Annotated in this window: 15 protein-coding genes; 8 read left to right on the top strand and 7 right to left on the bottom strand. The window is 35.0% G+C overall.

What is annotated here, in order from left to right:
- Nucleotides 1-53 precede the first annotated feature (53 nt).
- A complete protein-coding gene (locus QP953_RS25905; RefSeq protein WP_309553373.1) occupies nt 54-494 on the top strand; it encodes an AAA family ATPase in 441 nt (146 codons plus the stop codon).
- Nucleotides 491-1,243, top strand: a complete 753-nt coding sequence (locus QP953_RS25900) for a tRNA(His) guanylyltransferase Thg1 family protein (RefSeq protein WP_309553372.1) — start codon at nt 491-493, stop codon at nt 1,241-1,243. Before QP953_RS25905 ends, QP953_RS25900 begins: the two co-directional genes overlap by 4 nt.
- A 990-nt stretch (nt 1,244-2,233) precedes the next feature.
- Here QP953_RS25900 and QP953_RS25895 read toward each other — a convergent pair.
- Nucleotides 2,234-2,467, bottom strand: a complete 234-nt coding sequence (locus QP953_RS25895; protein ID WP_052598216.1) for a hypothetical protein — start codon at nt 2,465-2,467, stop codon at nt 2,234-2,236.
- A 537-nt stretch (nt 2,468-3,004) separates the two neighbouring features.
- Between QP953_RS25895 and QP953_RS25890 the strand changes: the two genes are divergently transcribed.
- The gene (locus QP953_RS25890) at nt 3,005-3,583 is read left to right on the top strand and encodes a hypothetical protein (RefSeq protein ID WP_309553371.1); all 579 of its coding nucleotides are present in this window, start codon (nt 3,005-3,007) and stop codon (nt 3,581-3,583) included.
- A gap of 76 nt (nt 3,584-3,659) precedes the next feature.
- Here the strand turns inward: QP953_RS25890 and QP953_RS25885 are convergent, their stop codons facing one another.
- Nucleotides 3,660-4,016, bottom strand: coding sequence for a helix-turn-helix domain-containing protein (locus QP953_RS25885; RefSeq protein ID WP_052598214.1), 357 nt, complete (start codon nt 4,014-4,016; stop codon nt 3,660-3,662).
- Nucleotides 4,017-4,133: 117 nt separating this feature from the next.
- Here QP953_RS25885 and QP953_RS25880 point away from each other — a divergent pair, with 117 nt between their 5' ends.
- Nucleotides 4,134-4,733, top strand: coding sequence for a nitroreductase family protein (locus tag QP953_RS25880; RefSeq protein WP_309553370.1), 600 nt, complete (start codon nt 4,134-4,136; stop codon nt 4,731-4,733).
- Between the two features lie 169 nt (nt 4,734-4,902).
- Nucleotides 4,903-5,199 (top strand): putative quinol monooxygenase, encoded by a 297-nt coding sequence (locus QP953_RS25875; protein ID WP_052598212.1) that lies wholly within the window; start codon nt 4,903-4,905, stop codon nt 5,197-5,199.
- Nucleotides 5,200-5,280: 81 nt separating this feature from the next.
- Here the strand turns inward: QP953_RS25875 and QP953_RS25870 are convergent, their stop codons facing one another.
- The 4 genes from QP953_RS25870 to QP953_RS25855 all read right to left on the bottom strand — a co-directional run bounded on the left by QP953_RS25870 (nt 5,281) and on the right by QP953_RS25855 (nt 9,273).
- A complete protein-coding gene (locus QP953_RS25870; RefSeq protein WP_309553369.1) occupies nt 5,281-5,712 on the bottom strand; it encodes a nucleoside deaminase in 432 nt (143 codons plus the stop codon).
- A 34-nt stretch (nt 5,713-5,746) separates the two neighbouring features.
- Nucleotides 5,747-7,105, bottom strand: a complete 1,359-nt coding sequence (locus QP953_RS25865) for an NAD(P)/FAD-dependent oxidoreductase (RefSeq protein WP_309553368.1) — start codon at nt 7,103-7,105, stop codon at nt 5,747-5,749.
- Nucleotides 7,106-7,358: 253 nt separating this feature from the next.
- The gene (locus QP953_RS25860) at nt 7,359-7,952 is read right to left on the bottom strand and encodes a M48 family metallopeptidase (RefSeq protein WP_052598209.1); all 594 of its coding nucleotides are present in this window, start codon (nt 7,950-7,952) and stop codon (nt 7,359-7,361) included.
- Between the two features lie 421 nt (nt 7,953-8,373).
- Nucleotides 8,374-9,273, bottom strand: coding sequence for a ParB/RepB/Spo0J family partition protein (locus tag QP953_RS25855; protein WP_052598208.1), 900 nt, complete (start codon nt 9,271-9,273; stop codon nt 8,374-8,376).
- 838 nt (nt 9,274-10,111) lie between these two features.
- On the opposite strand from QP953_RS25855, the gene QP953_RS25850 reads away from it, so the two are divergent.
- From QP953_RS25850 to QP953_RS25840, 3 genes are all read left to right on the top strand, one after another.
- Nucleotides 10,112-12,178: a DUF3857 domain-containing protein gene (locus QP953_RS25850; protein ID WP_052598207.1), complete on the top strand. Its 2,067-nt coding sequence runs from the start codon at nt 10,112-10,114 to the stop codon at nt 12,176-12,178.
- A 384-nt stretch (nt 12,179-12,562) separates the two neighbouring features.
- Nucleotides 12,563-13,564 carry a transposase gene (locus QP953_RS25845; protein ID WP_309552816.1) on the top strand — a complete coding sequence of 334 codons (1,002 nt, stop codon included), beginning with the start codon at nt 12,563-12,565 and terminating at the stop codon, nt 13,562-13,564.
- A 50-nt stretch (nt 13,565-13,614) separates the two neighbouring features.
- Nucleotides 13,615-15,048 (top strand): GH1 family beta-glucosidase, encoded by a 1,434-nt coding sequence (locus tag QP953_RS25840; protein WP_309553367.1) that lies wholly within the window; start codon nt 13,615-13,617, stop codon nt 15,046-15,048.
- Nucleotides 15,049-15,165: 117 nt separating this feature from the next.
- Here the strand turns inward: QP953_RS25840 and QP953_RS25835 are convergent, their stop codons facing one another.
- The gene (locus QP953_RS25835) at nt 15,166-17,571 is read right to left on the bottom strand and encodes a T9SS type A sorting domain-containing protein (RefSeq protein ID WP_309553366.1); all 2,406 of its coding nucleotides are present in this window, start codon (nt 17,569-17,571) and stop codon (nt 15,166-15,168) included.
- Between the last annotated feature and the right edge of the window lie 295 nt (nt 17,572-17,866).

The following is a 17,866-nucleotide window of genomic DNA, read 5'->3' as shown; positions in this document are numbered from 1 at the left end:
TTGATGGTGTTGCAGCTTTGAAAGGTGAATGTGAAATTATTAAAATACATAAAATGCAGGCAATTATATTTATAGGAATACCTGGTAGCGGCAAGTCAACTTTTTATAAAAAGCACTTTTTTGATACTCATATGAGAATCAGTATGGATTTGTTGAATACACGGAATAAGGAACTAAAGCTAATGGCGTATGCTCGAGCTGTGCAGCAAAAAGTAGTTATCGACAATACAAACCCAACAATAAGTGAACGAAAACGCTACATAGATTGGTTTAAAGAAAAAAAATATGACGTCATTGCCTATTTTTTTGAACCAGATTTTGAGCGTTCTCTACATTGGAATAACCAACGAATGGGAAAGAAAAGAGTAACTGAAGTTGGGATCAAATCGGTTTTTAAAAAATTAGAGCGACCTACATTAACAGAAGGATTTGATCGATTATATACAGTTATTTTTAATGCTAAAACAGGATTTAAAATTATAGAAAACTCATGAAAGATGCTTTAGGAGATAGAATGAAATCTCAATATGAAAATAGAACACGTTACTTTTTGCCTAGACGAACGTATACAATTATTCGGCTAGATGGCAAAGCTTTTCACACTTATACCAAAGGGTGTGCGCGACCTTTTGATGCCGATTTTGTACATGCAATGGATGAAACAGCTAATTTTTTGTGTCAAGAAATACAAGGAGCTAAGATGGCGTTTGTTCAGTCGGATGAAATTTCTATTCTCTTAACAGATTTTGAAAAGTCTACTACTACCGCTTGGTATGATGGAAACATACAAAAGATGACTTCTATCTCTGCGGCGTTAGCTTCTGCTTATTTTAATCAAATTAGAAAAGAGCAAGGAATTGATAAGTTAGCTTTTTTTGATAGCCGAGTATTTACTATTCCTGATCGAATAGAAGTTGAGAACTACTTCATTTGGCGACAGAATGACTGTGTTCGAAATTCAATCTCTATGCTCGCACAATCACTTTACAGTCACAAAGATTTGTTGGGCAAGTCAAGTAATGATTTGCAAGAATTGATTTTTAAAAAGGGAAAAAATTGGAATGATTATCCAATTCGTCTTAAGCGGGGAGGTTTGTCTTTAAAAAAAGCGTATCCCAAAGGCAATGTTGTGCGTTATCGTTGGATTAATCAAGGTGCTATTTGGTTTTCAAAAGAGAGAGAAAGGCTTAAAGATATTCTGCCTAATAGAGACGGTGTCCACTATAAAAAATCCATTCATTAGGTGAAATGTATCTTTCATTAGATAGAATGTTCCTTTCATTAGTTGGACTTGTTTGATGTAGTTAGATGGTGTATATTTGTAACAACAAAGAAGGATACATCTTTCTTTGTGTCAAACGTTTTAGAATGTAGTTAAACCAAGTAATTGTAAACTGCTCTTTATCCATGAAATCAGGAAAGTTACCTTTGCATAGCCAAAACTAAACCTTAAAATTCAGCTAAACGTTAAACCCATGCTGAACCTTAAAGTGAATACCATGATCCCCAACCCTAATTCATGTTAATGGTTATAAAAAGGTAAGCCAATCGCAAAGCGGTTGGCTTTTTCTTTTTAAGGAACTGCTCAAGATTCAAAAAGTTAATAATCAATTGTAAGGCACTCTTAATCTGATCGAGTGGAAGATCGTAAATAAGTGATAAAATTAGGTATGGTAGGGGGCGAAAAATATGTTTTTAAGGTTAAACGAAAGTAAAGGAAAAGAATACAAAATCCATTCGTTGGGTGAAATGTACCTTTCATTAGTTCAAATGTTCCTTTCGTTAGTTCGGCTTGTTCTGAAACTATAAAAGGACTATATTTGTAACAACAAAAGGAGCTAACCCTTCCTCATGAAAATTAAAAAACTAAACTTTAAAATTTACCTAAACCTAAACCTTCAACTAAATTTTAAAATCCATGAGAAACTTCTTTATACTTTAAGAATATAAAGAAAATAGCTTGAGAAAAACTAATACCTAAAATTCAACTAAACAAACCTAAAACTTTCAACTAAATTTTTAACCTATGAACAACTCTTTGCCCATGAAACAAAGAGATTGCCTTTGAAATAATCAGAACTAAACTTTAGACCAATGCTTTACTAAGTCTTAACAAACCATGACAACCTAATCCATGTTAATGATTATGCAAAGGCAAGCCAATCGTACTGCGATTGGCTTTTTCTTTTTGATTTAGAAAAAGTCCACTCAAGATAAGTTGCTTCATCCTAATCTAAGAATCCTCTTTTGCCGCACTCTTAGGAGGAACTTTGGCTTTTACAATTTCACAATTTCCTTCTAATTCTTTGTAGGCATACATATAGGTTGTAATTGCCTTTTTGGCATCTCGTTCAGAACCGTAAATTTTTGCTTGCTTTTTTGTGCCCAAAATGGCGTCAATGGTGTCAATCCTCCGATTGCGTGTTCGCTTGATGAAGCGATGGCCATACTTTACATAATACCCCATGTTATATTAATTGATTGATTGTTAATTATAGATAAGGTAGCACTGGGTGCATTGTTTGCCAAACTATATAATTTGAAGCGAACATTGTACCTAGGTTTGTGGATTGAGTTACGGCTTAAAATACGCATTTTTGGGAAAAATGGAGAGTTTTAGTTATAAATAAGCCCCTTGTAATGTAGTAGAATTGTTAGTTTTGTTGCTATAAAAGCAGAAAAAAAACACTTATATTTTTAGTTAGTATTAATTTTATTTTCATGTTTCAAGTGCATAATATATTAATGCCACGAAATTATTCATTAAAAGCAATTAAATGAACTGCACACCGTATTATGGTTGTCATTAAGAGCAAATTTTTTCTTTTATTGCTGTTGTTACAATAACCATACAGTTTCATTTTAATAGGTGTCAAGTTTTATTGAAATGTCTTATAAAAAGAAACATAACTTGATAAACAGCGTACTAAAAACGAAGGGGAATACTCCATTGTATTTATTTAGTGGTAACTTCTATATTCAAAAACCAATAACAATCCTAAATATGTTGCGATATATAATTATTTTCAGTTTGTTTCTTTTTGTAACAAGTGCATTTGCACAAAAATCCTTTGAAAGTCTATCAAAAGAAAGAGTCTTGCTGTTAGAAACTTATGAAGCAAAACCCAAAAAGGCAATCCGTGCAAAAATTGATCGCTTGGAAGATGAAATCCTTGAATATATCCAAACCAATGGCTATCCTATCATTATAAACACCATAACTACCCTAGATGTTCAAGATAAAACGTATCCTTTGCAAGGAAATGTAATTGCAACATTGGAAGACAAACAAGAGGTTTTGTTACTAGACAAGGATAAATATGGTTATTATAAGATAAAAGTAAACGATCAAATCGGCTATGTGTATGATCTCAAGATGACACCTAGTATGGAGACATATCCACTTAATTTGATAGAGGAGGGATTGGTGCAAAAAAAGGCTGTAGATGACTTAACAGATTCTCCTTCTGCCTTTCGTATTCGATACGAATGCCCTTCTGTCGTGTGTGGGGCCAATACTCCTGCTGGTGAATCATGTAAGGTTCAAACACGAAATTGTAATGGTCGTTGCCATTTGCATTAAATAGATTTACCTATTTTTGAACGAATTCTAGATTTAGCTCCTAATATTCTTAGAGGAGTTGAATCTTCTTGTGTATTTACTTAATGCGATTTTGAGTAAGCAAAGTACCATTTTGATGAACAAAGTCACCCCAATCTGCAATAGATTGAATTAATGGAATTAGTGTTTTTCCAAATTCTGTGAGCGAATACTCTACTTTTAAAGGGGGCTTTGAAGTATAAACTTGTCGCTTAAGCAATCCATCTTCTACCAAAGCCTTTAGCTGCAAACTTAAAGTTCTTTCGGTAACTGTTGGCATCAGTTTCCGCAACTCATTGTATCTCAATTTTTCATTCATCAAGTGAAAAAGTATCACAGCTTTCCATTTACCTCCAATAATACCCATTGTTAAGCTGGTACAACAGGGATATTGTACGCCTTTAAATTCAATCATTTTAGTCTCCTTTTTTCATAAACTTTATACTATCCTTTTTGACCGTTATTGCAAAGGTAGAAAACTATACATAAATTTGCAACTATAAAAAATATAGTTTAACTAAAAATAAAAAGTATGAGTTTTATAGAATCAATGCAAAAGCGGTATACAACCAAAAAGTATGATGCTTCTAAAAAAATAGAAGCGGAGAAAATTCAGGAATTGAAACAAATTTTACAATTAAGTCCTTCTTCTATTAACAGTCAGCCATGGAAATTTACGTTTGTAAATGATGCGGAGACCAAGGAAAAATTATCTCAAGTTTCTTGGTTGAATACTAATAAAGTTCTTGATAGCGATTGGGTTGTCGTATTCAGCCGTATTAATGATATTAACTTATTTGAAAATGTCATTGAAAGTGAATTGCCAAAGGGAGCAGTGGATTATTACAAAGAATTTATCAAAAATAAACCTGAAGAAGAAATAATGGCTTGGTTTGATAAACAAGTCTACTTAGCTTTGGGGGTGTTTTTAAGTGCCTGTGCAGAAATGGGGATTGATGCGACACCAATGGAAGGGATTGAACCTCAAAATTACGATAGAATACTAAAAAACAACGATTATGCAACAATTGTAGCTGTTGCTATTGGATACAGAGACAACGATGATTTTAATCAACCTAGCAAAAAGCCCAAATCAAGAAGGGCAATAGATCTGGTGACAGAAACAATCTAAGTAGATGTTTAAAATTAAGTAATCATCAAATATGGAATCACTTTTTGCGCTCCTTTGCGTTGGATTTTCGTCCAATAGTTACGACTATTAGCTTCATTGTTCCTTCAAGGTGTACTCCTATTTAAAAAAGATGCCATTTTAAACAACTTCTAAACAAAACTAAAAAAAAATGACGAATCAAAAATTAACAATTGTAGCCAGAATAGTGGCAAAAGAGGAGAAAAGAGATTTGGTGAAAGCGGAATTATTAAAACTCATTGAGGTGACAAGAGCAGAAGAAGGTTGCCTTAATTATGATTTGCATCAAGATAACAACAATAAAAACTTGTTTTTGTTTTATGAAAATTGGGAAAGTAGAGCATTGTGGGAGCAGCATATTAATAACAGCCATTTAGAAGCGTACAAGAAAGCAACAGAGGGTGCTTTAGAGGAGTTTGCAGTGCATGAAATGACACAAATTGGATAAGGTAATATTATTAGAGTTTCCCTCAAAGTGATTTGATTACTCAATGTATAATCAAATCACTTTGGGGATACCATAACGTTGTTATTCACCAATATCTTCGTTCCAAAGCTTTGGGTATTGCTCAATAAAAGTTGTCATTAGGTCAATGCATTCTTGGTTTTGCAGGTTAATGATTTCCACCCCATGTTCTTTCATAAAAGCCTCTGCTCCAGGAAATGTTGTGTTTTCTCCTACGACAACACGCTTAATCCCAAATTGTACTACTGCACCTGCACATAAATAACAAGGCATTAAGGTAGAATAAAGCACCATATCTTTGTAGGAACCTACTCGCCCAGCTTGTTTGAGGCAGTCAATTTCAGCATGTGCCATTGGATCATTTTGCTGAACACGTTGGTTGTGTCCTGCTCCAATAACAGTATCTCCTTTAACTAAGACGGAACCAATGGGAATTCCACCCGTATCACGTCCTTTTTTTGCCTCATCAATAGCCGCTTGCATAAATTTATCCATCGTTCCGATTTATTTGTATTAACTATTTTTATACTTAAACTTGTGTCTTTAGAGCTTTAAGCTGTTGGTAAACACTAGGAATATCTAGAGTTTTAATATCTTCTACCTCTTTACATAAGTTCATCAATAGGGCATCCTGTTGGTTGCCTAAATTCCTTGCGACAGAATAAGGCACATCAGGTTGGAAGGTAACTAAGGAATATTTTGAATGATAATCATCATAGGTGTTTTCTAGGATATGCTCTAGGGCACGTTTTTTTCGAAAGGTCGGATCGGCAACATGGTCACGCATTTCATAAAAGTTTTCTACAGCCAAATCGCCAATAGCATCTCCATTAACTTTGCGCAAATCTTGATAGGCGCTATAAGCTGCTGCCCAGTTGCCTACACCATGCGTTTCAATACAAGCATTTAGTACTCGACAATCTTCAAAAGAAGCATTCATACCTTGCCCATAAAAAGGAACAATGGCGTGTGCCGCATCTCCAATCAATGCCGCCTTATCGTTATGTATCCAAGGGTAGCATTTTAAGGTACCTAGCTTGCCAACAGGGTTGTTGGCGAATTCTTCTTGGAGGTGCACCAAATGTGGTACAGCATCGCCAAATTGGGCTTCAAAAAATGTTTGAATCTTTTCAGGGGTATCCAAACTTTCAAAACTAGGATTACCTTTATAAGGAAAGAATAAGGTACAGGTAAAACTGCCATCTGCATTGGGCAGCGCAATCAGCATATAATTGCCTCTAGGCCAAATGTGCAAAGCATTTTTTTCTAAGGCAAAACCTGCGTCTTGCATCGGAGGAATAGAAAGTTCTTTGTAACCATGATCCAACCAATCTACATGAGCTTGATAGTCTTCGATTTCTTGTTCCATAGCATTGCGTACTGCTGAGTTAGCTCCATCTCCGCCAATAATAGTACAACCTTGAACAGTTGTTTGTTGTTGGGTAGCTTGATCTTCTACGGTAACAATGCTGTTCTCAAAATCAACATCGATACATTTTTGATTAAAATGAATGTTTACATCAGGGTAGGATTCTGCCTCAGTCATTAGCAACTGATTCAATCCTCCACGAGAAATAGAATTGATGTATTGAGAACTATCTTTGCCATAAGGAGCGAACTGAAGTTGCCCTTCTACAGAATGCAGCATTCTACCAGGCATTTTAACAGCTTCAGCCATTACTTTGTCTAGAATGCCAACTTCTTTTAATGGTAAAATTCCTCGATCAGACAAGGCTAAGTTAATAGAGCGTCCAGCGCTAATAGCTGTCGTTCGCATATCTGGACGACTTTCAAAAACTTCAACTGCCAAGCCTTTTTGAGCCAAGTAGATAGCCATTAATGAACCAGCTAGTCCTGCTCCAACAATAATTACGGGTGCTTTTTCCATGTTTTATTCGATTATAGTCTCAATTTGATACAGTTCTGTTGCAAATTATGTGATCTCAATAATTATAAAATAGATGAATCGCCTTGCAGCTATGGATAGGAGCAAGGGCTAAGCATGATTCAATGGATTTGTTCCAATTGTATTGAGAGTATGCTTAGATGATAATTTAGTGATTAATGTGATTGATCACATAAGGAGTTAAAGAACAATACTGAATTTTTGACGAATATCGACAAATAAATTGTAAAAAAGGCTAATTGGAGCAAATTTCAAGATGATATTCTGAAGCTTTGGGGTGCTTTAGGTCAATGGCTTTTTGAAGTTGCAAACAAGCTTTTTCTTTTTCGGCAAGGGCAGTATATGCAACTGCCATTTGGTAATAAGCGTCTGCATATTGTGGGTTTAATTGAATGGCTTTTTGATAATCTTTTAGAGCACTTTTATAATAATCCGTTGTATTGATACTTTCTCCTTCAGGCAACAAAAATTTACCACAATCTCCACAAAGCTCTGGCTTTTTTATACTATGAATCGCCAGATTGTATTTCAAATAACCCAATTCGAACCAATAGCTAGCCTCTGTAGGTTCTAAGTTGCAAGCTGTATGAATCGCCTGATATGCAGCAGAATATTCCTCAAATTCTTGCAAACACTTACCTTTCCAGACGTATACTGCGGCATAACTAGGTTCTTCTTTTAGTAATTTATCAAACAAGCGCTCTGCTTTGGCATAATTGCCTTTTTCAAAAGCTGCAATACCTTTTTCAAACTGTTCTACTAGTTTATCTTGAGCTGTAATAGAGGTAGTGTAATAACAAATGGATAAAAAGAAGAGAAGGTAGCGCATGAGAAAAAGTTATAAAAATATACGAGAAGGTATTAAACAATAGTAGTTCGTTGATTAGCTCCCTGCGGTCGTGAGATCGCTATCGCTTAGTTGTTTACTTTTTCACCAAAAAAGATAAAAAAGCACATTTATATTAGTTTAGCTGCGCTGCTACTTCGTGGTACTTCGTGAGTGCTGCGCAGTTGATAATCAAAATTTTAACACAAAATGCAGTAAATCTACAACTTGTTGATTATCAAGCTAATAAAGTTTAGCTTCGCTGCTGCTACGTGGTTTTAACGAACTATTGAAATAAAAAATCTTGAATAAAATAAATCTCATACATTACAAATCAAAATGCATGCTAAAGTATTCTATTCAAGATCAAAATATAGGTTCCGTATGAGTTAAAGCTTGTTGGTAGAAGCTTTAAAAAGGATATTTATTTGTTGGTTTCTAGCAAATCCAAGATGCGATTCAAATCGTCGGTATTACTAAAATTGATCACAATTTGTCCTTTTCCTTTGGCGTCAGCTTTGAGATTAACTCTTGTGCTTAACATAGAAGTTAGTTCCGATTGAACTTTTTGATAAGCTTGAGGGAGCGTTTTTTTGCCTTTAGCCTTTGAGCCCGTACCAGCACTTTTTTTCAACTTTACCAAATCTTCTGTTTGGCGAACGGAAAGTTCCTTTTCTATAATACTTTTGTAGGTTGCCATTTGAAAAGCATAATCATCAACTCCTAATAAAGCTTTGGCATGCCCCATTGTAATGTCGTGCTCTTTTAATCCTTTTTGGATGGCTTCGGGGAGAGAAAGTAGGCGTGTGAAATTGGTGATTGTTGTACGAGCTTTGCCGACACGTTCAGCCAATTGCAAATGCGTCAAGTTACATTCCTTCATCAAACGACCATAGGTGATGGCGACCTCAATAGGGTTTAGTTGTTGGCGTTGAATATTTTCAATCAAAGCCATTTCAATCATCTCTTGGTCATTTGCCAAACGGATAAAAGCAGGAATTTCTTCCAAGTTAGCCATTTTTGACGCTCTCAAACGACGTTCTCCTGAAATCAATTGAAACTTGTCGTTACCAAGGTGACGTACCGTAATTGGTTGGATAAGACCATGTACAGCAATCGAATCAGACAGCTCTTTCAAAGCAGTTTGGTCAAAATCTACCCTTGGTTGAAAAGGATTTACCTCAATGCTAGTCAAAGGAATGAAAGCGACCGTATTGGATAAGTCATTTACAATAGCTTGCTTCTTTTTTGAAGATTCTATATCTGCATCAATATTACCTAATAAGGCACTAATTCCTAATCCTTTGTTTTTGCGTTTTGCCATTACAATATCTTATATTTATATATGTGGTACTAGTATAATATTTTGTAGGTTTTTGGAGTGTATTAGGTCAATTATCAATACTTTAGTGTTGCAGTAAATAAGCATAGGTATTGTGCTAAACACGTATAACGTTGTCAGTAGATTTTGAATCAACCTAATGCACTTTTTTAGTAGACTATTGTCTCTTACCTCGTGGAGCTGCATAGTTGATTATCAATTGAATGTGATTTTATTGTTTGGGTTTTTTAAGATTTGATAATCAGGCTGATGCAAAGGCGTTTTTTGACTTTTTTATAAAAAAACTAAAAAACTAAGCTTGTGCCTTCATGAAACAAAGTTCATGAAATAAACAATCCACGACGTATTATTGTCTGATCGTAAAACTTATTGTAAAGATACAATTTATGTATTATAACTAAAAATTAGTACTAGCCAGATTTATCGTTGAACTATTTATTTTTGTCGAATTATTAAACTCAAAGTTAAAATCTGGAACCTTTTTTGACTTTAAATATGTATTTTTACAGTAACTTACGAAGAATCTTTGCTTAAATTTTTGGGAATATCCTGTAGTTTTGTCAAAGCAGCTTTTTAATAACTTGATAAAGTTTGTTCAGAACAGTTGGTTAAGGATTAGTCAGGTTTGATAGAGTTCACTTTGTTTTGAAAAAGCAACTGTAGTCCCTAAATCAAGCATTTGTAGCTTGAAGATATAATTTCAATATACTCTAAGTACTATGTGGGTCGTCTCAAACTAACTTATTACAACAACAGGGAAAATAGGTTGACTCCTTAGCATTCTTTATCAAAATACCATAAACTTAAATTAAAATTCATTATGAAAAAAAATTGTTTCCTAATTGTTCTTTTATTGAGTCTGTCCTATGGATACCTATCGGCTCAAAGTTTTGGCGACCATGTCTGGAAAGAGGAAATGGCACCTGTGCCAGAAATTCCAAGCGAATATGCAGATGCAGATGCTGTTATTATCAATAATGAAACGTATAGTCGTGGGACATTCTCTGGAACGTTTCCATACATAGAGCAGTTAGCGACCTATCGAACACAAATGCATGTTAAAATACAAAAAGAAGATGCTTTAGAAAATTATGATCGACTAATTATACAACGGTTCAAAGGGCGTATTGCAGACTATGTACAATACAAAACCGTTGATGTCCGTATTCGCAAAGCGAATGGAGAAGTTAAAAACTACAATGTTCGCGATTTACCTTTTGCAAAATTGACAGAAGAAGACAACTTGTATGCAAGTAAAGATGATTTGTTTATTTACGAATTGGAGGACTTAGAAGTAGGAGATGAGTTAGAAACAATTACGATTATTGAGTCTAAGTTTTTGGATCAAGGTCGTACGGTGAACTTGTACAGCCAGTATCCAACATTAAGAGCTTCTTTTGGTATTTCGGTGCCACTTAAAGTAAAAATTGATGGTCGTATTTATAATAATATGCCCAAACCAGATACTCGTACAACGTCAACCAACAAAATTTTGAGTTGGGAGATGAAAAACCTAAAAGGAGTACCAGAGGCTAATTCGCAAGGAACAATTTATCAGAATGACTTGGAGTACTTTATCTATGAATTGAACTTTGATGCTTTCCGCCAAGATCAACTGTCTTTTCAAGTTAAAAACTATGCCGATCAAATTTTGCAATACTCAGAAGATTTCTTAAAAGTACGTGTTCGTAAGAAAAAGAAATTAGAAGAGTTTTATGAGCAAATGTTTGCAGAAGGTGCCAAAACGTTTGGCAAAAAACAAGAAGATTTACAAGCCATTGAAAAGGTATATTTATTAAATGAGTATGTGGCTAAAAAAATGCAAATTATCAATGAAGAATTGGAGGATTTTGAAAAAAGTGAGGGGATTGATTATTTCTTGTTGAATGGCAAAACAGATAGAAGAAACTTAGTGCGTATTTATAGAGATTTCTTTGAGCGTTTTAATATTCCTTATTATGTGGCAATTGCCAAAAGTCGTTTTAGTGGACCAATTGATTTGGGCTTTGTTTCTAATACTCAAATTGGAGATTATTTCTTTGTATTCAAAAACGGTGACGGCTTTTTGTCTATCAACGGCATGGGTGGTTTGAATGAATTGCCATGGAATTTCTACGATACCAAATGTTATATGAGAGATATTACGGATAGAAATGCTAAACTTCAAGAAATTAACTTTGGCAATGGACCGTTAATGGATGCCGAAAATAATAAACGTTTGATTCGTGCTCAAGTACAAGTCAATCTTAAAAATAATAGCATTACTCAAAAAGTTTCTAGTTCATATTCTGGATTGTATGCAAGAGGTGCAAGAGGTGGAATTATGAATGGACACAAAGCAGATACTTTAGATAAAACGCTACAAGAATCTTACGATTATAGCTTCCGTGCTTATGATAAGATTAAAACAAAAGTGTCTAATGCAAAGGTTGAAAAAATGGAAACATCGCCTTTGGCAAATTTTGCATTCAAATATGGTTATGATGTCAAAATTGACAATTTATTAAAGGAAGAAAAAGGAACGTTTAAGGTCAATGCAGATGAATTTTTAGGACATTCTATTCGAAATGTCGTGAACGCTGAAAAACGTACTTTAGATTATCATGTTCCTTATTTGGGAACAGATAAGGAGGAGTACTACTTGGTTTTTGATGAAGAAGTAGAGTTAGAAAATATTAGTGATCTAGAGAAAAAAGTGGACAATGAATATGCTTCTTATGAAATGAAGGTAACTCAAATGAAGCCAAATATGATTCGCATCCAATCTACTTATCAAGTGAAAAAACTATTTATTCCTAAAGATGAGGTGATGAAGCTGGATGAAGTTAACCAAGCGTATAAGGATGTTAGAAACGCTAAATTTTCGTTTAAAACTAAACGAGCATAAAACAAAACAATACCCGTAACAACCAGTATACAGTGTTGCATAATGAATCCTCTTTCTAGTTGCTAGGAAGAGGATTTTTTTGATGGTTGGAGTATTAGAAACTGGTTGTTCTAATCATTTGTCTAGATTTTTGTTGGATGCTGTAAATAGTTTATTTTTATTTTGAAACCCTACATAAAAAGAAAAGAAGAAGTTTTTTGAAAATTAGGTAGAGAAAAGAAAAAGACAGGTCATATTTGTAATGCGAATATCAAACAAAACCTGTCAATATGAAAAAAAACGATTTTTTCACAAGTCAAAGATAGTTTAAAAAGTCTATATCAGCAAGAGCCATCGGGGCATGCACTAAGCCGTTTGAACACTTTGTGTGGCTTAGTGACAGGAATGATTAAACGAAAAAGTAGCCATTTGCCAGATATAGGTAGTGGTTTACCTCAAGATATAGATGCCGCAAGTCGAGTTGTTCATGCCAAACGATTTCTGTCAAATAAGTGGACAGATTACAAGGTACATTATCTTCCCTTTCTAATTGCATTTTTACGTTTTGCTTTATCCAAAAAGAATAATAATCAAGACATTAGTTTAGTAATAGATGGGAGTCAAATGGGAAGTAAACATGTCGCTCTTGTTGTCAGTCTAGCTTGGAAAAAACGTAGTATTCCTATTTGTTGGGTAATCAGAAAAGGGCGTAAAGGACATTTCCCCCAACAAATGCATTTAGACATTATTCAACAAGCAGCCGAAATCTTAAAACCGATTCTTTTTACTCAAACTAAAGTGACTTTATTAGGAGATGGAGAGTTTGATGGAGCATCTATACAGCAATTATGTCGCCTAAAGTTAGGCTGGAAATATGCTGTAAGAACAGCCAAGAATACAATTTTACATGAGCAAGGAGACTGTTTTAAACCTCGATTTACAAAAGTACCAGATGGAGAAACATTTTTGTTTATCCCATCTGTTGAGTTTTCTAAAGAGAAAATTCAAGATGTAAATTTTCTGCATTGGCATGATCCTAAATATGATGAGCCAATATTTTTGATTAGTAATCTAGATGACCCCTTTGAAATTATAAGGCAATATGAACTGCGTTTTTCAATTGAAACCATGTTCAAAGATTTCAAATCAAGAGGATTTAATATGCATAAAACAAGATTAAAGGAAGCTTATGACATATTTAATCTGTTGATTGTTGGTGCATTAGCTTTTTGTTTTATTATGGGATTTGGTGCTTTACATCAAAACAGTCCAGTAAAAAAGAAAGTTCAAGAAAAACAAAATCAACAGTTTTCAATTTTTACATTGGGCTTAAAATTAGTTCATTATTTTATTGAAAGGGAAATCCCTTTCGTCTTTTCTCTCATATTTTCAAAGAACTCGTCTTAGTTTTTTCTAAGTTTTTATGTAGGGTTTCAAAATTTTTATAAAAAAAAATTATGAATCGCAGAGACTTTATTAAATTTTCCTCCTCTTTGTTGGGAGCTACTTATTTATCCCATCCTTTTAATGTGTTGGCTATTTCTAACCCTACTTTAACCAAAGAAGATTTTGGAGAAAACTTTAAGTGGGGTGTGGCGACTGCCGCTTATCAAATCGAAGGGGCGTGGAACGAAGATGGAAAAGGACCGTCTGTTTGGGATCATATGACACATCAAAAGCCGAAGAAAGTTAAAAATAGAGAGAATGGAGATGTTGCTTGCGACTTTTATCATCGTTATTACGATGATCTTTTGCTCGTTAAGGAGATGAATTTTGATGTTTTTAGATTTTCAATTGCTTGGACTCGTATTTTCCCAGAAGGAACAGGAAAACCAAATCCCAAAGGAGTAGATTTTTATCACCGAGTCATTGATCGTTGTTTGGAATTGGGCATCGAACCATGGATAACGATCTATCATTGGGATTTGCCTCAAGCACTAGAGGATAAGGGCGGCTGGGCAAATCGCTCTATTGTGGGGTGGTTCAAAGAGTATACGAATTTTATTACCAAAGAATATGGAAGTAAGGTTAAAAATTGGATGGTATTGAACGAACCCATGGCTTTTACGGCGGTAGGATACTTTGCAGGGGTACACGCACCAGGCTATATTGCTCCCAAAAAGTTTTTACGAGCAGCACACCATACAACCATGGTGCAAGCCGAAGGAGGTCGAATTATACGGCAAAATGTTCCCAATGCGAACGTTGGAACCACACTTTCTTGTTCGCCTATACGCCCTAAGGGGAATAAAAAAGCACATGCTAAAGCAGCACATCGAGCTAATATCTTACTCAATCGACTTTTTATAGAGCCTCTTTTAGGAATGGGTTATCCTACAGAGGGGTTTCAATTTATGAAAGGGATTGAAAAATATGTTGAGGCTGGAGATATGGATGTAGTTGCCTTTGATTTTGATTTTATTGGTTTGCAAAATTATACACAAACTGTTGTGAAAAAATACATCTTGCCTTATGTTTGGCTTTTGGAGGAAAAAGCTAAGCATAGAGGCGTAGCGCCTAGCCAAATTACTGAAATGGGTTGGGAAGTTTATCCACAAGGTATTTATCAAATACTCAAACAGTTTGCGGCTTATAAAAACTTACCACCAATTATTATTACTGAAAATGGTGCTGCTTTTAAAGATGTTAAAGAAAACAACCGCATACACGATGTGCAACGCGTGAAATTTTATCAAAACTATTTAAAAAATGTGTATCAAGCCCAACAAGAAGGTATTGATATTAGAGGCTATTTTGCATGGAGTTTTATGGATAATTTTGAATGGGCAGAAGGGTACGATCCTCGTTTTGGATTGGTACACGTAGATTATAAGACTCAAGAACGAACTATTAAAGACTCTGGGCTTTGGTTTCAAGAATTTTTAAAATAAAAAAAAGCCTCACTAGGAAGGAGTGAGACTTTCTTTGCGAAAAAGCTAAAACGAATGATCGTTAAAAATAATAATTAGCAGCGTAGCTAACTACTATAAAAATGTATGCTCTCTTTATTATCGAGCAATTTGTATTTTTTGAGTAGTAATATTTTGTTGGGTTTGAACTTGGAGAACATAGACCCCTGTAGCTAAGTTTTGAATGTTTATAGTTGTATGCAAGTCTTGTAAGGACATTGATTTAATTTCTTGCCCATTCAAATTATACAATCGAACCCATTGAATTTCATGGTTAGATTGAATGTTGAGATTTGTTTTCGCAGGGTTAGGAAAAACATTGACATAAGAATTTAGAGGCAATTGGGGAGTAGAAGAAATAATGCTAACCAAAACATCTGTAGGAGGTGTACTAGCTAACCGTTCTGTTTCTATATTGGTAATTATTCTGACATCAGAAATGGACAAATCTAATCGCTGGTTGTTTGCTTTTTTTAGGATATCATCTTTGATGGTCAGATTTAAAGTGCCAATTTGTCCCATTCCATCTCTGTTGGTGTGGTCGATACGCACAACAGCCACCTCTATTTTTCCTTGGTAATAAAAATCTTTTTGAACAGAAATCATGTCCGTATTGTGAGTGCCTAGCCACGATGTATTAAAGTCGACAAAAACAGAGTTGGTATCTGTCATTGTTTCATCGTAATTAATAGTGAAAGCAACACCATAAATACTATCGGCTGGTACAGTGGTATCGCCTAGGATAATTGGAATTTGCAGCATTTGTCCTGGCAAGCCCGTGGTAGGTTCGGCATAAAAAGGAATCGCATTTAGAGGAGCAACAGGATTGTTTTTGAGGTGTATTTGTCCCCAATTTAATAAAATGGCTGTTGTATCATCGGCATTAACAATGCCATCTCCATTGGTGTCAGAATGTTTGTAGTTAATTCCAGTAATAGGGGTACTATTAAGAAAGTTTAGAGCAGGCTCACAATCATAATCTATTCCTGCATTGGGGCGGGCAGCACCAGTTTCGCCATATCCCAAACCAATCGGTAGCAAATCAAAGTTGTTGACGATGTTATTGGTATCCGTATCGCCTGCCCAAACACAAGACGTTGTTGTTATATCTACCCAAATAGAATCCGACTGAAGACCTCCATTCATTTCAAAGTGTACCCAAAAGCTTTCTTGTACTTCGTAGCTAGAACCAGCTTGATATAGCAAGCGATCTTGGTTAGGGTGAATGCTTAAGCTGCCATAAGTGGTGGTGGTAGGAGAGGTAATGGCTGTAATTGGAAATCCGTTGTTATTGTGACAATTTCCTCCAATTTCAAAAATAGAGTCAGGGGCAACAATGCCAAGAACAGAGTCAGGGACACAATGATTTAGCAACACAATAGCAAATCCAAAGAGTTGTTGCCCTGCAACAGGAGTTGGAAAACAGGCATTGTCTACTATTTCTACCATAAAGTTTTGTGGAGTGGGGCTTGAAGTTGGCCAAACAAAGTTGGCTGTAACAGGATTTACTCCAGTACTAGTAAATGTTCCTCCAATGGAGCTGATATTGCTATAAAAGGTAAGGGTATCGTTGACATCAGCAGTGTCGATGGTCGTGATATCAAAACTTAATTGACTAGGATTGGTAACGTAAAAAATATTATCATCTAAATAACCACCTTGTACATTAGAAATACTATAGTTAGGGGCACTATTAGAACAATTAAACGCTACGATGGAAACGTCTTTGTTGGAAGTAGAGATTAACGTTCCATTACGATATTCGTTAATTTGAATACCTACGATATAGCCTCCTATTGTATTGGCTGTAAATGTAAATGTTCCTGTATTACTGTCAAAACTAAAAGGAGAACTATTGCCTAGTGGTGTGTTAACACTATATCCTGTAGCATAGGGCTCAGGAGAACCATTGCTTCCTAATGGATTGGTTAGTGAAAAGGTCAAAGAATCTCCATCCAAGTCATAAGCTTGAAGGCTATGCGTGTGGACTTGTCCAATGCATACATGGATATAGGCTGGTGTTGTTACCAAGGCAGCATTATTACAAGTGGTGCTATTGTCTAAGCTTACTTCTGTATGAATTGTCGTGTTCGAATTGGCTAAGTTAACGATACTAGCCGGGCGACAACAGTTGGTATAGGATAAGATCCAATCGGTACAACTCGAAAGACTGACCGTATCTGAATAAATAACGTGGTAAGTCCCATAGTTGCCAGACAAACAAGGGCTTGTTCCGTTGGGGCAAACTGGCGAAATGTCTGTTAGTGAAATTTGAGGTAAGTTGAATGTTAAATTCCCAGTGCAAGAAGAACTAGCTGCAATCGATACAGAAGTAGGAGGGGCAATTGCTGCACAATCTTGAAAAGTTTCTAATTGAACAACATATTGATTGTTGTTGATACAGCGATAGGTGATTTCGCCAGCATAGAAGTGGCTTGCATGAGCGTGACTACTTAATAAAAATAGTAGTATAGAGATAAATGAGTGTATGTTGTAACGTTTCATAAAATGTTTATTTAAAGTTGGAGGATTAAGCGTCTGCGTTAGAATTATTACTCCGTTGAAATAAACTAATGGAAGATGCTTTTTATGTTTTTACTTCAGGAGTTTTTGTTACTTGCTTTGCTTGTAATCTCATGAGCATAGCGAATAATAATCAACAGAGTATTAAAAATCTAAATACATAGGGAAGCGATAACCCAACCCTATTTTTTCATTGTTACAAACATACTTCATCTATATTTATAAAAAAAGTACTTTTTTGAACTAAAATAACATAAAAAATAATTTTAATTGTTAT

It is taken from the genome of Aureispira sp. CCB-E, from assembly GCF_031326345.1.
Taxonomy (GTDB): Bacteria; Bacteroidota; Bacteroidia; order Chitinophagales; family Saprospiraceae; genus Aureispira.
This window is presented reverse-complemented; position numbering and strand designations above follow the sequence as displayed.

Bases quoted from the DNA above. Each gene is read 5' to 3' on its own strand.
- QP953_RS25865 (WP_309553368.1), bottom strand. From the start codon at position 7,105: ATGGAAAAAGCACCCGTAATTATTGTTGGAGCAGGACTAGCTGGTTCA.
- QP953_RS25860 (WP_052598209.1), bottom strand. From the start codon at position 7,952: ATGCGCTACCTTCTCTTCTTTTTATCCATTTGTTATTACACTACCTCT.
- QP953_RS25875 (WP_052598212.1), top strand. From the start codon at position 4,903: ATGACGAATCAAAAATTAACAATTGTAGCCAGAATAGTGGCAAAAGAG.
- QP953_RS25870 (WP_309553369.1), bottom strand. From the start codon at position 5,712: ATGGATAAATTTATGCAAGCGGCTATTGATGAGGCAAAAAAAGGACGT.
- QP953_RS25845 (WP_309552816.1), top strand. From the start codon at position 12,563: ATGATTAAACGAAAAAGTAGCCATTTGCCAGATATAGGTAGTGGTTTA.
- QP953_RS25900 (WP_309553372.1), top strand. From the start codon at position 491: ATGAAAGATGCTTTAGGAGATAGAATGAAATCTCAATATGAAAATAGA.
- QP953_RS25855 (WP_052598208.1), bottom strand. From the start codon at position 9,273: ATGGCAAAACGCAAAAACAAAGGATTAGGAATTAGTGCCTTATTAGGT.
- QP953_RS25835 (WP_309553366.1), bottom strand. From the start codon at position 17,571: ATGAAACGTTACAACATACACTCATTTATCTCTATACTACTATTTTTA.
- QP953_RS25850 (WP_052598207.1), top strand. From the start codon at position 10,112: ATGAAAAAAAATTGTTTCCTAATTGTTCTTTTATTGAGTCTGTCCTAT.
- QP953_RS25890 (WP_309553371.1), top strand. From the start codon at position 3,005: ATGTTGCGATATATAATTATTTTCAGTTTGTTTCTTTTTGTAACAAGT.
- QP953_RS25885 (WP_052598214.1), bottom strand. From the start codon at position 4,016: ATGATTGAATTTAAAGGCGTACAATATCCCTGTTGTACCAGCTTAACA.
- QP953_RS25905 (WP_309553373.1), top strand. From the start codon at position 54: ATGCAGGCAATTATATTTATAGGAATACCTGGTAGCGGCAAGTCAACT.
- QP953_RS25880 (WP_309553370.1), top strand. From the start codon at position 4,134: ATGAGTTTTATAGAATCAATGCAAAAGCGGTATACAACCAAAAAGTAT.
- QP953_RS25895 (WP_052598216.1), bottom strand. From the start codon at position 2,467: ATGGGGTATTATGTAAAGTATGGCCATCGCTTCATCAAGCGAACACGC.
- QP953_RS25840 (WP_309553367.1), top strand. From the start codon at position 13,615: ATGAATCGCAGAGACTTTATTAAATTTTCCTCCTCTTTGTTGGGAGCT.